This is a genomic window from Streptomyces sp. NPDC053079 (assembly GCF_044546695.1).
In the GTDB taxonomy this organism is placed as follows: Bacteria; Actinomycetota; Actinomycetes; order Streptomycetales; family Streptomycetaceae; genus Streptomyces.
In genome coordinates this window covers 634,200-648,333 of record NZ_JBITZJ010000005.1, presented here as the reverse complement: position 1 = coordinate 648,333, position 14,134 = coordinate 634,200, and the positions used below count along the sequence as shown (strand labels likewise).

Genomic DNA, 14,134 nt, shown 5'->3' with positions numbered 1-14,134 from the left:
CCGCACCGGGGGGGCACCGGGTGCGCGCGTCAGACGAGGGCGACGGCCTCCGCCATGGAGAGCCGGCCGCCCTCGGCGTACGCGTGCTCGTAGGCATCGGCGCTCAGCGCGGCCCGTGTGCGGGCCTCCGTCCATTCCCGCAGCTCCCGCTCCGAGGAGGGAACGTGGAAGCCCGCCGGCCGCAGGGCGACGCCGGCCCCGAGCAGCCGGGCCGCCCTCAGCGCGTGCTCCTCGCCGCCGAGGGCGGAGAAGGCCTGGGCGGCGTGCATCAGCTGGATGGCCATCATGTGCGGCGCGATCACACCCGCGACCGGGTCGTCGCACTTCACCAGGGCGTTGCGGATCTTCGGCAGCGCCTCCCGGGGGCGGCCCTGGAGCGTGTCGACCCAGCCGAGCAGCCCGCTGATCAGCCCCTGGAAGAGCAGCATGGCACGGCTTCCGTATTCCCCGGCGAGCTCCTCCAGGAACTCCCTCGCCTCGGCCAGCCGCCCGGAACGCGCGATGTGGATGCCGAGCTGGAGGCGGACGAAGGTGGCGCTGTCGGGGCTGAGCCGCTCCATGCCCACGAGCGTCTCGCGCAGGGCACGCTCGCCCTCCTCCGCGTCGATCACGCCGTCCTCCATGAGCACCTCGACGAGGCGGGCCCGCAGCATCGGCACCTGCCCGGCGGACCCCAGTTCCTCGACGCGCTCGATGGCCTCCCGGTAGTCCGCCGCGGCGGCCGCGAACCTGCCGTACTTCTCCAGGGCCTCGCCGCGCCCGGACAGCGCCTCGGCCACGCCCCAGGAGTCGCCGAGGCGGCGGAAGATCTCCAGGCTCTCGTCGGCGTCCGCGATCCCCTGGTCGATCCGGCCGGGGCTGTCGTTGAGCAGCTTGGCGCGCAGCTGCAGCGCGTTGGCGAGCTCCCAGGTGTAGCCGAGCTCGCGGCAGCGGTCGACCGCGCCGTCGACGACCCCGTACAGGTCGTCGCTCGCGCCCGTCAGCAGGACCGCGTAGAACCACATCATGCCCGGCACCCGGCAGTTCTGCGGCAGACCGTCGCCGTAGGCGGCGACGATGCCGCGCAGCATGCGCTGCGTCTCGGGAGCGTTGATCATCCTCATGTTGGAGTCGGAGTGGGCCAGCGCGACCAGGCGTGCGCCGCGCCGCGCCTCCTCCAGCACGTCCGGCTCCATCGGCGGCGGCGCCTCGGTGCACGAGACGTACAGCGGCCGGGCCGGCGCGATGGGCTCCGCGAAGGGGTCCGGGCCCAGCGCGGCGGCGGCCTCCGCCCAGTGCCGGGCGTCCGCGCGGTGGTCGCGCAGCTGCCAGAACCAGCTCAGGGACAGCACGAGGCACAGCGCCTCCTGCTCGTCCCGCGCCGCGACGGCGCGCCGCAGCGCCGAGCGCAGGTTGTCGTGCTCCAGCTCCAGCCGCTCCAGCCAGGCGCGCTGCTCGGGGCCGCGCAGCAACGGGTCGCTGGTGCGGGCCAGTTCACGGTGGGCGACCAGATGCCGCCGTTCCACGGCCGCCCGCTCGCCGGCCTCGTCCAGCCGCTCGCCGGCGTACTCACCCACGGTCTCCAGCAGCCGGTAGCGCATCTGGCCGTCGGCGGCGGGGGCGGCGACCACCAGCGACTTGTCGACGAGCGAGCCGAGCAGCGCGGCGACGTCCGCGCCGTGCACGCCGGCGCCGGAATCGTCCGCGCAGACCTCTTCGGCGATCGGCAGGCCGCAGCCGCCCGAGAAGACGGACAGCCGGCGCAGCACGGCCCGTTCGGGAGCTGTCAGCAGGTCCCAGGACCAGTCGACGACCGCGCGCAGGGTCTGCTGGCGGGGCAGCACGGTGCGGCTGCCGGAGGTCAGCAGCCGGAAGCGGTCGTCCAGGCGGTCGGCGAGCCCGCGCGGGGTGAGCAGCCGCAGCCGGGCGGCGGCCAGCTCGATGGCGAGCGGCAGTCCGTCCAAGCGGCGGCAGATCTCGGCGCAGGCCGCCGGGTCGTCCTCGACCCGGAACCCGGGCAGGGCCGCCGCGCCCCGCTCGGCGAACAGCCGCAGTGCGACGGGGTCGGGCAGCGGATCCACGGGCCGCACCAGTTCGCCGGGGACGGCGAGGGGTTCGCGGCTGGTGGCGAGCACGGTGACGCCGGGGCAGTGCGCCAGCAGCGTCTCGGCGAGGAGGGCGGCGGCGTCGATCACGTGCTCGCAGTTGTCGAGTACGAGCAGCATCCGGCGCTGCGCGCAGTGTTCGGCGAGCCGGGCCAGCGGGTCGAGCGCGGAGGGGTCGGTGGCCGCCCGCAGCCCCTCCGCGGCGGTGCCGCGCACGACGGTCTCGCGCGCCCCGAGGGCCGTCAGTACGGCCTCGGGCACGGTGCCCGCGTCGTCCACGGGCGCCAGCTCCGCGAGCCACACCCCATCGGGCCAGGCCCCGTCCCCTTGGGCCGCCACCTCGGCAGCCTCCTGCGACAGCCGCGTCTTCCCGGCCCCGCCGGGCCCCAGCAACGTCACCAGCCGATGCCGCGCCAGATCCTCGCGGATCAGCACCAGCTCGTCCTCCCGCCCGACGAAGGACGTCAGCCGCGCCCGCAGATTGCCGCGCGTGCCGTGCGACGCGGGGGCGCCGTGGGGCACGGGGGCCGGTGCGGGTGCGCCGTGCGGCGCGGCCGGGCCGTCCGGGCCCTGGCCCGTACCCCGCGAGCCGCCGGGCACCGCTCCCGGCGCCGTGCCCGAGCCCTCGGGCGCCGGCACCGGGCCCGGGCTCGTACCCGGCGTGCCACCCCCCGCGTCGGACGGGGCCGGTTCCGGCGTCAGGAGTTCCGCGTGGAGGGCGCGGAGCTCCGGGCCGGGGTCGGTGCCGAGGCGGGTGGCTATGGCGTGGCGGACGTCCTCGTAGGCGGCGAGGGCCTCGGCGGGGCGGCCGGCCGCGCGCAGGGCGCGGAGGTGCAGGGCCTGGAGGGGTTCGTCGAGGGGGTGGGCCTCGCAGAGTTCGGCCAGGGCCGGGAGGGTCTGGGCCGCCTGACCCAGGGCCACGGCGGCGGCCAGCCGGCAGCGGCGGGCCGCGAGCCGGCGCCGCTCCAGCCGCAGGGCCGGCGCGGCGCGGCCCGGGAGGTCCGCCAGGGCGGGGCCCCGCCACAGGGCGAGGGCGTCGTCGAGGACGGCCGCCGCCTTCGCCGGGTCGCCGTCGGCCAGGGCCCGGTCGCCCTCGTCGGCGAGGCGCTCGAAGCGGTGCAGGTCGACGTCGTCGGGCTCGGCGCACAGCCGGTAGCCGCCGGCGACGGAGGCGACCGCGTCGCGGCCGACGGCCCGCCGCAGCCGCCCGACGAGCGCCTGCAGGGCACCCGCCGCGTCGGCGGGCAGCGGTCCGTCGCCCCAGACCTCGTCGATCAGCGCGTCCGCGCCACGCGTCCGCCCCGGGTACAGGGCCAGCGCCGCCAGGAGCGCGCGCAGCCGGACGCCGCCGAGGGCCATGGGGAGGCCGTCGTCGGTATGGACCTGGGTGGTGCCGAGGATGCCGTAACGCACCGGCCCATTCTCCCCCGGCCCGGACCGCGCGCTACGAATTATCGATGGCGACCGAGTACGGTCGCCCGGTACATCCGTGCGCCCCGGGCGATTCCCGGCGGCCCCACCCCCTGGAGCACTCACACAATGGCAACCCAAGCGGCCCGCGGCGAAGGGCGCGTGAGCCCGGTCTTCCTCGGCCTCGTCGCCATCATGGCGGTCTCCATATGGGCGGTGTGGACCGACTTCTCGGCGAGCCCCGGTTTCGCCGTGTTCCTGTTCGTGGTCTCGACGTGGATCGTCTCGCTCTGCCTCCACGAGTACTCCCACGCGCGCACCGCCCTGCACGGCGGCGACATCACCGTCGGGGCGAAGGGCTATCTCACCCTCGATCCCCTCAAGTACACCCACGCCCTGCTGAGCATCGTGCTCCCCGTGATCTTCGTGATCATGGGCGGCATCGGCCTGCCGGGCGGTGCGGTCTTCATCGAGCAGCACCGCATCCGCAGCCGCTGGAAGCAGAGCCTGGTCTCGGCGGCGGGACCGCTGTCGAACCTCGTCTTCGCGGGCATCGTCAGCGCCCCGTTCTGGCTGGGCCTGATGGACGGCGTGCCGGACAACTTCCGCTACGCGCTCGGCTTCGTGGTCCTGCTCGAGGTCACCGCCACGATCCTCAACGCCCTGCCGATCCCGGGCCTCGACGGCTTCGGCGTGATCGAGCCCTGGCTGTCGTACAACACGCGCCGCCAGCTGGCGCCGTACGCGTGGATCGGCCTGCTGGCGGTCTTCGGCTTCCTGCAGATCACCGCGGTGAACCACGCCTTCTTCGACATGATCGACGCGATCCTGCGCACCCTGGGCGTCACCGAGTGGGACACCTACTGGGGCCAGCAGCTCTTCCGCTTCTGGGAGGGGACACCGGACATCCCGTCGCTGAACACGATCGACTTCGGCTGACGGACCCGAACGGACCCCGACGGGCCCCGACGGACGCGGCCGGCCTCAGCCGGCCGAAGCGGACTCGGCGGCGCGGTCGTTCTTCGCCTTGCGCACGTAGTACCAGGCGATGTTCGACGCGACGCCGAACATCAGGATCCACACGATGCCGAGCCAGCTGCCCCGCGCGAAGGAGACGACGGCCGCCGCGACCGCGAGGGCGCAGACGGCGAGGGCGTAGAGAGCGAGGCGGGGCATGGGGGCGGCTCCTGTCCGGCATCCGGGGGCGCATGTGCGTACGATCCCGGTCATTGTCCCCCACGCCCCGGCCCGCCCGGACCCGGGCCGGATCCGGGGCGGACCCCGGCCGGTCACGGACCCGGAAGTGGATCAGATGTCCGTGACGCGCAGCCCGGCGTGCGCCTTGTAGCGGCGGTTCACCGAGATGAGGTTGGCGACCAGCGACTCCACCTGGTGGGCGTTGCGCAGCCGGCCCGCGAAGACGCCGCGCATGCCGGGGATGCGGGCGGCCAGCGCCTGCACGATGTCGGTGTCGGCCCGCTTCTCGCCGAGCACCATCACATCGGTGTCGATCTCGGCGATCTGCGGGTCGGAGAGCAGCACCGCGGACAGGTGGTGGAAGGCGGCGGTCACCCGCGAGTCGGGCAGCAGCGCGGCGGCCTGCTGGGCGGCGCTGCCCTCCTCCGGCTTCAGGGCGTAGGCGCCCTGCTTGTCGAAGCCGAGGGGGTTGACGCAGTCGATGACGAGCTTGCCGGCGAGCTCCTCGCGCAGCGACTCGAGGGTCTTGGCGTGACCGTCCCACGGCACGGCGACGATCACGATGTCGCTGCGCCGGGCGCACTCGGCGTTGTCGAGGCCCTCGATGCCCAGGCCCAGCTCGTCCGCCGCGGCCCGCGCCCGCTCGGCGGCGCGGGAACCGATGATCACCTGCTGGCCGGCCTTGGCCAGCCGGTAGGCGAGACCGCGGCCCTGGTCGCCGGTGCCACCGAGCACGCCCACCACAAGGCCGGAAACGTCGGGAAGGTCCCAAGGGTCCTTTGCGGGGGCCTTCTTCACGCCCTTCACGTCATCAGAAGTAGTCATGACAGCGATACTGTCACGCGCCTGCGGCGCCCGGCGGCGCCGGTGCGCCCGGCGCGACCGCCCCCTGCGCCCGAACGGGTGAGCAGGCGGACAACTCGGCTTGTGCCCGCGGCGGTTGGGGCAGGATGCGGCGCATGGACGCCGTACGGGTCGCGCTGCTGCGCGAGGCACTGGCCGGAACCGAGTTGTTGCAGGCCACCCGCCGGTTCGCGGGCGCGTTGCGGGCGTCGGTGGAAGCGCACGGCGGCGGTCTGCTCCTGGTCGGGACGGCGGAGTACGAGCCCTGGCACCTGGCCGCGCACCTGGACGACGAGGCCGCCTGGTCGGGGCTGCCGGAGCTGTCCCCCACGCTGGTGCGGCACCGGGTACCGCCCGGCGCACCCGCGCACCTGTCGGTCGGCCTCGGCCGCCTCGAGGCGGCCCGGCACGGGGAGACGCTGCTGGTGGTGGCGGAGGGCCGGCCCGGGGAGGGGCTGCTGGAGCGGGTGCACGACGCCCGGCGCGGCGGCGCGACCGTCCTCGCGCTGGACGGCGCTCCCCCCGCCCCCCACTCCGACCTGCGCGCGCTCGCGCACGACGCGCTGAGCGTGCCGGGCGCGGCGGAGCTCGGTCTCGACACCGTCCAGCACCTGGTCAGCGCCGCCGCCGGGGAGTACGGCCGGCCGGCCCCGCGCGGGCGTCGCTTCCGCGACCGCCTCTCCCGGCTCGCCGACCAGCTGTCCGCGCCGCCGCCGAACCGCTGGTGAGCGCCGGGCCGCGCCTCCGGCGGCACTCACGCTCGCCGAATCCGGCCGAAAGCGACCTCGCGGGGAAAATCGTTTGCCCGAGCGCGCCACGGGCCCGGACCATGGTGCCCCGTGACCGAGCACCATCCTCCCCCCGTATCCCGTACGAGCCGTCTGCGCGCTCTGCTGCCCGACCTGTCCCCCTGGCACTCCTCCCCCGACTTCCGCCGCATGTGGATCGCCGGGCTGGTGACGGTCTTCGGCGGCTTCCTGACCTTCATCGCGGTGCCGCTGCAGCTCAAGGAGCTGACCGGCTCGACCCTGGCGGTCGGCGCGGTCGGCGCGGTGGAGCTCGTACCGCTGATCGTCTTCGGTCTGTACGGGGGCGCGCTCGCCGACGCCCTCGACCGCCGCAAGCTGATCCTGTGGACCGAGGCGGGGCTCGGCTTCCTGAGCGGGATGCTGCTGCTCAACACGCTGCTGCCGCATCCGATGATCTGGCCCCTGTACGTGGTGGCCGCGCTCGTCAGCGCGCTGACCGGCCTGCAGCGCCCGGCCCTGCAGGCGATCGTGCCGCGGATCGTCCCCCACGAGCAGCTGCCCGCCGCGATCGCCCTGAACTCGATGCGCTGGCAGATCGGGGCCATCGCGGGCCCCTCCCTCGCCGGCGTGGTCATCGCCTTCGCCGGACTGCCGTGGGCGTACTTCCTGGACATCGTCTCCTTCGCCGTCTCCCTGGCCCTCACCGTGGGACTGGCCCCCTCCCCCGCCTCGCACGACGCGGAGAAGCCGTCGCTGCGCGGCATCCTCGAGGGCGCCCGCTACGCGTGGAGCCGCAAGGAGCTGCTCGGTACGTACGCGGTCGACATGGCGGCGATGTTCTTCGCCTACCCCACCGCGATCTTCCCGTTCCTCGCCGACGATCTGGACGCGACGTGGGCGCTGGGCCTGATGTACGCGGCCGGCGCGGTCGGCTCGCTGGTGGTGAGCCTGACCAGCGGCTGGGTCTCCCGCGTCCACCGGCACGGCCGCATGGTCGTCCTGGCGGCGGCCGCCTGGGGCCTGGCCATGGCCGTGGCGGGCTGGCTGCACAACATCTGGCTGGTGCTGCTGTTCCTGGCCGTGGCCGGCGGCAGCGACATGGTGAGCGGTCTCTTCCGTTCCGCCATGTGGGACCAGACGATCCCGGACGAGCTGCGCGGCCGCCTCGCCGGCATCGAGCTGCTCTCGTACTCCGTCGGCCCCCAGCTGGGCCAGGTCCGCGCGGGCGGCATGGCCGCGCTGACCAACGTCCGCGCCTCGGTGTGGACGGGCGGCCTGGCGTGCGTGGCCTCGGTGGGGCTGCTGGCCCTCTCGCTGCCGAAGCTGATGTCGTACGACGAGCGGACGGACGAGCACGCGCTGCGGATGCGCGCGAAGCGCGCGGAGGTGGCGGAGGCGGCTTGAGATCCGGGGCTCCGCCCCGGACCCCGGTCCTCGAACGCCGGACGGGCTTGAATCCAGCCCGTCCGGCGGCTCGAAACCTCAGGCCTTCGTGTCCCCGTCGTTCCAGCGCGGATCCTCCCGCCACTCCTCCTCGCGCTCGCGCGCCGTCTCCATCGCGTGCGCCGCCTCCTCGCGCGAGTCGTACGGGCCCATGCGGTCGGCGGCCCGGCACTCGGGGCCCTCCTCGACCGTGCCGTGCTTGAGGCAGTAGTACCACTCACCGGGTTTGCCGGCCGTGCGCCGCTTGAACAGTGCCATCAGGTCTCCTCCAGCGTGGGTGCTCGCCCACATGGTCCCCGATGTGCGCTGGCTACACTCGCTGACATGTCTGGCCAGTCGCTTCTTGTCCCGGGGACGCTCTCCCCCGCCCGCCCCGTCCCCGCCTCGATCCCGCGGCCCGAGTACGTCGGGAAGGACGCCCCCACCCCGTACACCGGCCCCGAGGTCCAGAGCGCCGAGACGATCGAGAAGATGCGGATCGCCGGCGGCATCGCCGCGCGGGCGATGGAGGAGGCGGCCAAGCACATCGCCCCGGGCGTCACCACCGACGAGCTGGACCGCGTCGCCCACGAGTACATGTGCGACCACGGCGCCTACCCCTCGACGCTCGGCTACCGCGGCTTCCCCAAGTCGCTGTGCGCCTCGGTCAACGAGGTCATCTGCCACGGCATCCCGGACTCGACCGTGCTGCGCGACGGCGACATCGTGAACCTCGACGTGACCGCCTTCATCGGCGGTGTGCACGGCGACAACAACGCCACCTACCTGTGCGGCGACGTCGACGAGGAGTCGCGCCTGCTCGTCGAGCGCACCCGCGAGGCGCTGAACCGGGCGATCAAGGCGGTCAAGCCCGGGCGCCGCATCAACATCATCGGCCGGGTGATCGAGTCGTACGCCAAGCGCTTCGGCTACGGCGTCGTCCGCGACTTCACCGGTCACGGCATCAACTCGTCCTTCCACTCCGGTCTGATCGTCCCCCACTACGACAGCCCGCACCACGACACCCTCATCCAGCCCGGCATGACCTTCACGATCGAGCCGATGCTGACGCTGGGGACGTACGAGTACGACATGTGGGAGGACGGCTGGACGGTCGTCACCAAGGACCGCAAGCGGACGGCGCAGTTCGAGCACACGCTCGTGGTGACGGAGACGGGTGCGGAGATCCTGACGCTGCCGTAGGGTTTTTACCGACAGCACGTCGGGAAGCAATTGACTTAGGTAAGCCTAAGTAGAGAGGATGGGCGGGAGCGACGCGCCCCGGTGCGCGCCGTCTGCTACCGCCCGTTTTCTCCTTTGTTTCCCGTCCCCTCGGTCACCGGAGGTCCGCCTTGGACTCGCCCGTCACGACTCCGTTCTCCACGCTGATCCGCACGGCCTCGCACGAGCAGCACACGGAAGCCGAGAACTCGTCGTTCATGAGCGACATGCTCGGTGGCCGCCTCGGCGTGAGCGCCTACCGCCGCTACACCGAGCAGCTGTGGTTCGTCTACGACGCCCTGGAGTCCGCCTCCGCGGCCCTGGCGAGCGACCCGGTGGCGGGCCCGTTCATACGCCCCGAGCTGGCCCGTAGCGCCCAGCTGGAGCGCGACCTGGCCCACCTCGGCGGCCCGGGGTGGCGTACGGGCCTTCAGCCGCTGCCCGCGACGGCGGCGTACGCGGCCCGGGTGAGCGAGTGCGCCCGCGACTGGCCCGCCGGCTACGTCGCCCACCACTACACGCGCTACCTCGGCGACCTCTCCGGCGGCCAGATCATCCGCGGCACCGCCGAGAAGACCTGGGGCTTCGCCCGCAAGGGCGACGGCGTCCGCTTCTACGTCTTCGAGGGCATCGGCAACCCCGCCGCCTTCAAGCGCGAGTACCGCGAGCTGCTGGACGCACTGCCGGTCGACGACCTGGAGAAGCAGCGGGTGATCGAGGAGTGCAAGCGCGCGTTCGCGCTGAACACCGCCGTCTTCCACGAGCTGGGCCGCGAATTCCCCCTCAGCGCCTGACGCCGTGAACCCGCGCCCCCCGGTGACCGTACCGGGGGGCGCGGGTGCGTGTGGGGCCTGCCTGCCCTGTCAGCCCTGGGTGCCGCGCCGGCGCCGGGTGGCGTAGACGGCGCCACCGCCCGCCAGGACCATCGCGCCGGCCGCGCCGAGGAGAGGACCGGTGGGGGTGTTCGCCCCGGTGGAGGCGAGGCTGCCGGAGGCGCCGCCGGTGTAGGAGCCGGTGCCGCCGGTGGTGGAACCTCCGGTGGTGGTCGAACCGCCGGTGGTGGAACCGCCACCTGTCGTGGAGCCGCCGGTGGTGCCCTTGCCGCCGGTCGTGCCGGAGCCGCCGGTCGTGGCCGAGCCGGAGTCCGGGCCGGACGGGGGCTCGGGGAGCTTGGCGTCCTTCTCGACCGCGACAGCCACGGTCACCGGGTCGAGGGCCGAACCCTCCTTGTAGAAGGCGCGCCCCTTGTACGAGAAGGCCTTCACACCCTCCTTGCTCAGCGTCGCGGGGACCGCGCTCAGCAGCACCACGCCGTCCTTGGCCTTGAGCCCGCCGGAGGGGAGCTTCAGGTCCGCGAGGATCGTGTCCTGGCTGACCTTGCCGGCGGACGAGACGTCGGCCCGGAGCGTTCCGGAAGTGCCGTCCACCTTCACCGTGAACTTGCTGAGTTTCAGGTCCAGCTCACCCTTGTGGCCGGTGAAGTTCACGGCCCCCTCGAACTTGGCCTCCAGCTTGGACGTCTTGGCGTCGAACGAGCCGTCCTTCCCCTTGGAGAAGCGGAAGCCGGCGCCGGTCTTCACGGCGCCGCCGGACACCTCGATCTTGCCCTCGGCGCCCCCATCGACGACGTAGTCCCGGAAGCCCTTCTTCACACCCCAGTCCAGGTTGCCGTCGTAGAGGGCACCCTGGATCTTGCCGTCACCGGTCTGCGTGCCACCACCGGTGGTCTCGCCACCCGTCGTCGCGCCACCGGTCGCACCGCCGCCGGTCGTACCACCGCCCGTCGTACCACCGCCGGTGGTGCCGCCGCCGGTCGTGCCGCCGCCCGTGGTCTCACCACCGGTCGTGCCACCACCCGTGGTGGCACCGCCACCCGCCGGCGGCGCGGTCACGGTCTTCGCCGTGAAGGACGCCTTGTCGAGCTCGGTACCCGCCTTGTAGAAGGCGCGCCCCTTGTACGAGAAGACCTTCGCACCCTCCTCGGTCAGCTTCGCGGGTATCTCGCCGAGCGTGACCGCGCCGCCCTGGTCGCTTCGCTTCGCCGCCCCCAGGTCCAGCGACGCGATGGGCACGTCGTCCTGGGTCTTGCCGTCCTTCGTGACATCGGCGGTGATACGGCCGGCCTTGCCGCCCGCCTCGCCCGTCAGCTTCAGGTCCGCGAACTTGAGGTCGAGCTCGCCGTCGTGAGCGGTGAATCGCACACTGCCCTTGAAGGTGGTCGTCACCGCCTGGGACGACGAGTCGTACGTACCTGTACCTTCGACGAACGTGAAGGGGCCGTCACCGGTGCGCTGGGCCCCGTCGGCGACCTCGACCTTGCCGCCCCCGAAGCCTACTTCGACGTACTCGACGAACTTCTTCTTCAGGCCCCATTCCAGCTTTCCGTCCTTCAACTGCATCTGCGGCGGCGGGCCGTCCCCGGCGTGGGCCGCCGGGACGGTCAGGACGGTGGCGCCCAGGGCGGCGACCGTGGCGACGGCCGCCGAGAGGGCGAGGGGACGTCGACGTGCGGTGGCGGTCATCGTCTGTTCTCTCCTAGAGGGACGTGAGGTAAGTGAGACAAATGTGCGGCCTCCATGACATCAGGGAGGCGAAGCCGCGGGGAAGGTCCGGGCGGGGGTGCCGGGTGCGGAGTGCGCCACACCCGATGGGGAGTCAGGAGGGTGTCGCGGTGCGGCGCTTGCGCGCCAGGAGGTACGCCGCCCCCGCCACCACCAGCACCCCGGCACCGATCGACACCGCAAGCACCGGGAAGGACGAGGAAGAAGCGGAATCCGAGGAAGAGGAAGCGGAAGAGGCGTTCCGCGAAGCGACCTCGACACCGGCCGACGGCGACGCCGTCGACACCGGCCCACTGCCCAGGTCCGGCAGCGCCGGCAGCCGCGCCCCGGCGTCGAGGGGGACGGCGAGCGAGACGGGGTCCATGTCCGCGCCCTCCCGGTACATGCCGCCGAACACCTCGGCCCCCCGGGCCGTCAGCTTCGCCGGGGCCTCGGCGACGGCGACGAGCCCGTCCTTCTCCTTGAGCCCGGAGGCGTCGAAGGAGACGAGCGGAACGTCCTTCTCCGTCCGGCCGCCGCCGCGCGTCACGTCCGCCGACAGCGCGCCCCTGCCGTCCTTCGCCGCCACCTTCACCCCGCCGAACGCGAGGTCGAGGTCCTTGCCGGTGAAGCGCAGGGTGCCCGCGAAGGCCGCGTCGAGCCTCGCCGCGCCGGCGTCGTACGTCCCCTTCCCGGCCGGGAAGCGGAAGAGCGCGCCACCGTCTTTGGCCCCCTCCCCCAGCTTCCAGGAGCCCTGGGCGAGGGAACCGGTGACGTACTCCCGGAAGGTCCGGCGGACGCCCCAGTCGACGGCCGCACCGGTGAACTCGCCCCGGGGCCTCCCCTTCTCCTCCGGCGGGCCGGAAGGGCTCGCCGCAGGAGAAGGCGACCCCCCGGCGCCGGCGACGACGTCGGCGGAGAGGCTGACGGGGTCCAGGGCCGTGCCCTCGGTGTAGTAGCCCGCGAAGGCCTTCGCGCCCTGCGCGGTGAGCGTGGCCGGAACGTTCGCGAGGGTGACGGCCCTGCCGCCGCCGCGCAGGTCGATGCCCGCGAGGTTCAGCGCGGCGAGCGGCACCTGACGGGCCATGGTGACCTCGCCCGTGCCCTTGGCCTTGCTCCTCATGTCGGCGTAGAGGGTGCCGCCGCCGCCCGAGAGCCTGACGGCGGGGCTGCTGATGGTGAGATCGAGCTCGTGGGAGCCGTCCGGCTTGCGGTGCCCGGTGAAGTGCACCCCGCCGGAGAAGGCGGCCTCGAAGGCGCCGTCGCCGGGCCGGTAGGAGCCCTTGGCGGAATGGAAGCGGAACTGACCGCCGCCGACCGTCGCCGCACCGCCCTGGAGTTCCGAACTCCCCTGCGCCACCGGCCCGGTGACATAGCTCTGGAAGGAGGACTTGACGCCCCAGTCCAGCCGCCCGCCGGACACCTCGCGGGCTTCCGCCGCACGCGAGACGCCCGTGGGGAGCAAGGCCGCCAGCAACGCCCCGAAGAGCGCGACGACCGGCGCGCGGGCAGGTCTGAACGGCAGCATCAAGGACCCCTCTCGGGCGATAGTAATTTAGGTAAGGCTAACCTAAGCTATATCCGGAATCCTTCGCTATGGAAAGGCGGGAACGTGTCTCAACGCCAGTCGGTGGGCGGGGCGATACGCCTCCCGCGCCTCCCGCGCCTCCTCGGCGCCCTCGCCGCCCTGCTGGCCCTGGCCGCCGTCCTCACCGGCTGCGGCACGGGCGGCGGCACCCCGTCCGACGGGCCGGGCGGCACCGCGAGCGGCCGGCGTGCGGCGGCCGACCGCGTCGAGCCCCTGGCCGGGACGCCCACGCCCCGACTGCCCGTCACCGTGCGGTCCGCCGACGGCCGTGACGTCGACGTGCAGGCCACAGACCGGATCGTCCCACTCTCCGGCTCGATCTCCGAGGTGGTTTTCGGCCTTGGTCTGGGCGAACGAGTCGTCGCCCGCGACATCACCGCCACGTTCGAGCAGGCGCGCCGGCTGCCCGTCGTCACGCGCGGACACGACGTCTCGGCCGAGAGCGTGCTCTCCCTCAAGCCCACGCTCGTCCTCGCCGAGGCCACCACCGGCCCCGCCGAGGCCATCGGCCAGATCCGGGCCGCGGGCGTACCCCTCGTCGTCCTCGACCCGGCGAAGAAGCTCGACGACGTTGCCGCGCGCATCGACAAGGTGGCCGCCGCGCTTGGCGTCCGCGACGCCGGCGACCAGTTGCGCGGGCGCACCGAACAGCGCCTGGACGCCGCGAAGAAGGGCATCCCCGGCGGCGGCGCGAAGAAGCCGCGCGTCGCCTTCCTCTACCTGCGCGGCTCGGCCTCCGTCTACCTCCTGGGCGGGGCGGGCTCGGGGGCGGACTCGCTGATCGAGGTGGCCGGCGGCGTGGACGCGGGCAAGGAGTCCGGCCTGAAGAAGGACTTCACCCCGATCACCAGCGAGGCGCTGGCGAAGGCCGCGCCGGACGTGATTCTCGTGATGAGCAAGGGGCTGGAGTCGGTCGGCGGGGTGGACGGGTTGCTGAAAATCCCCGGCGTCGGTCAGACCCCGGCCGGCCTGGACCGCCGCGTCGCCTCCGTCGACGACGGCGTCCTGCTGAACTTCGGGCCCCGCACGGACGCGGTGCTCACCTCCCTCGTCGAGCAGATCCACGAAGGCGGCCGCTGA

General features: G+C 73.3%; 12 protein-coding genes. 6 read left to right on the top strand and 6 right to left on the bottom strand.

Annotated features, from left to right (window positions below):
* Positions 1-29: 29 nt before the first annotated feature.
* A complete protein-coding gene (locus ACIGXW_RS22000) occupies positions 30-3,497 on the bottom strand; it encodes an AfsR/SARP family transcriptional regulator (RefSeq protein ID WP_399574592.1) in 3,468 nt (1,155 codons plus the stop codon).
* A 126-nt stretch (positions 3,498-3,623) separates the two neighbouring features.
* On the opposite strand from ACIGXW_RS22000, the gene ACIGXW_RS21995 reads away from it, so the two are divergent.
* A complete protein-coding gene (locus ACIGXW_RS21995; RefSeq protein WP_399574590.1) occupies positions 3,624-4,433 on the top strand; it encodes a site-2 protease family protein in 810 nt (269 codons plus the stop codon).
* 45 nt (positions 4,434-4,478) lie between these two features.
* On the opposite strand, the gene ACIGXW_RS21990 is transcribed toward ACIGXW_RS21995, so the two are convergent.
* Positions 4,479-4,670 carry a hypothetical protein gene (locus ACIGXW_RS21990; protein ID WP_399574588.1) on the bottom strand — a complete coding sequence of 64 codons (192 nt, stop codon included), beginning with the start codon at positions 4,668-4,670 and terminating at the stop codon, positions 4,479-4,481.
* A gap of 132 nt (positions 4,671-4,802) precedes the next feature.
* A complete protein-coding gene (gene npdG, locus ACIGXW_RS21985) occupies positions 4,803-5,516 on the bottom strand; it encodes an NADPH-dependent F420 reductase (protein WP_399574586.1) in 714 nt (237 codons plus the stop codon).
* A gap of 134 nt (positions 5,517-5,650) precedes the next feature.
* On the opposite strand from npdG, the gene ACIGXW_RS21980 reads away from it, so the two are divergent.
* Both ACIGXW_RS21980 and ACIGXW_RS21975 read left to right on the top strand, forming a co-directional pair.
* Positions 5,651-6,262: a hypothetical protein gene (locus ACIGXW_RS21980; protein WP_399574584.1), complete on the top strand. Its 612-nt coding sequence runs from the start codon at positions 5,651-5,653 to the stop codon at positions 6,260-6,262.
* A 111-nt stretch (positions 6,263-6,373) separates the two neighbouring features.
* The gene (locus ACIGXW_RS21975; RefSeq protein ID WP_399574582.1) at positions 6,374-7,687 is read left to right on the top strand and encodes an MFS transporter; all 1,314 of its coding nucleotides are present in this window, start codon (positions 6,374-6,376) and stop codon (positions 7,685-7,687) included.
* A 78-nt stretch (positions 7,688-7,765) separates the two neighbouring features.
* On the opposite strand, the gene ACIGXW_RS21970 is transcribed toward ACIGXW_RS21975, so the two are convergent.
* Positions 7,766-7,984 (bottom strand): hypothetical protein, encoded by a 219-nt coding sequence (locus ACIGXW_RS21970; RefSeq protein ID WP_399574581.1) that lies wholly within the window; start codon positions 7,982-7,984, stop codon positions 7,766-7,768.
* A 66-nt stretch (positions 7,985-8,050) separates the two neighbouring features.
* Between ACIGXW_RS21970 and map the strand changes: the two genes are divergently transcribed.
* Together map and ACIGXW_RS21960 are read left to right on the top strand one after the other, a co-directional pair.
* On the top strand, positions 8,051-8,908 hold the full coding sequence (gene map, locus ACIGXW_RS21965) for a type I methionyl aminopeptidase (RefSeq protein ID WP_399574579.1): 858 nt from the start codon (positions 8,051-8,053) through the stop codon (positions 8,906-8,908).
* A 149-nt stretch (positions 8,909-9,057) separates the two neighbouring features.
* Positions 9,058-9,720: a heme oxygenase (biliverdin-producing) gene (locus ACIGXW_RS21960; protein WP_399574578.1), complete on the top strand. Its 663-nt coding sequence runs from the start codon at positions 9,058-9,060 to the stop codon at positions 9,718-9,720.
* A 69-nt stretch (positions 9,721-9,789) separates the two neighbouring features.
* Here the strand turns inward: ACIGXW_RS21960 and ACIGXW_RS21955 are convergent, their stop codons facing one another.
* Together ACIGXW_RS21955 and ACIGXW_RS21950 are read right to left on the bottom strand one after the other, a co-directional pair.
* The gene (locus tag ACIGXW_RS21955) at positions 9,790-11,448 is read right to left on the bottom strand and encodes an HtaA domain-containing protein (RefSeq protein ID WP_399574577.1); all 1,659 of its coding nucleotides are present in this window, start codon (positions 11,446-11,448) and stop codon (positions 9,790-9,792) included.
* Positions 11,449-11,581: 133 nt separating this feature from the next.
* Positions 11,582-12,994, bottom strand: a complete 1,413-nt coding sequence (locus ACIGXW_RS21950; RefSeq protein WP_399574576.1) for an HtaA domain-containing protein — start codon at positions 12,992-12,994, stop codon at positions 11,582-11,584.
* 84 nt (positions 12,995-13,078) lie between these two features.
* Here ACIGXW_RS21950 and ACIGXW_RS21945 point away from each other — a divergent pair, with 84 nt between their 5' ends.
* On the top strand, positions 13,079-14,134 hold the full coding sequence (locus tag ACIGXW_RS21945; protein ID WP_399574575.1) for a hemin ABC transporter substrate-binding protein: 1,056 nt from the start codon (positions 13,079-13,081) through the stop codon (positions 14,132-14,134).

Coding starts and splice junctions, on each gene's coding strand:
- ACIGXW_RS21990 (WP_399574588.1), bottom strand. CDS start 4,670: ATGCCCCGCCTCGCTCTCTACGCCCTCGCCGTCTGCGCCCTCGCGGTC.
- ACIGXW_RS21995 (WP_399574590.1), top strand. CDS start 3,624: ATGGCAACCCAAGCGGCCCGCGGCGAAGGGCGCGTGAGCCCGGTCTTC.
- npdG (WP_399574586.1), bottom strand. CDS start 5,516: ATGACTACTTCTGATGACGTGAAGGGCGTGAAGAAGGCCCCCGCAAAG.
- ACIGXW_RS21950 (WP_399574576.1), bottom strand. CDS start 12,994: ATGCTGCCGTTCAGACCTGCCCGCGCGCCGGTCGTCGCGCTCTTCGGG.
- ACIGXW_RS21980 (WP_399574584.1), top strand. CDS start 5,651: ATGGACGCCGTACGGGTCGCGCTGCTGCGCGAGGCACTGGCCGGAACC.
- map (WP_399574579.1), top strand. CDS start 8,051: ATGTCTGGCCAGTCGCTTCTTGTCCCGGGGACGCTCTCCCCCGCCCGC.
- ACIGXW_RS21970 (WP_399574581.1), bottom strand. CDS start 7,984: ATGGCACTGTTCAAGCGGCGCACGGCCGGCAAACCCGGTGAGTGGTAC.
- ACIGXW_RS21955 (WP_399574577.1), bottom strand. CDS start 11,448: ATGACCGCCACCGCACGTCGACGTCCCCTCGCCCTCTCGGCGGCCGTC.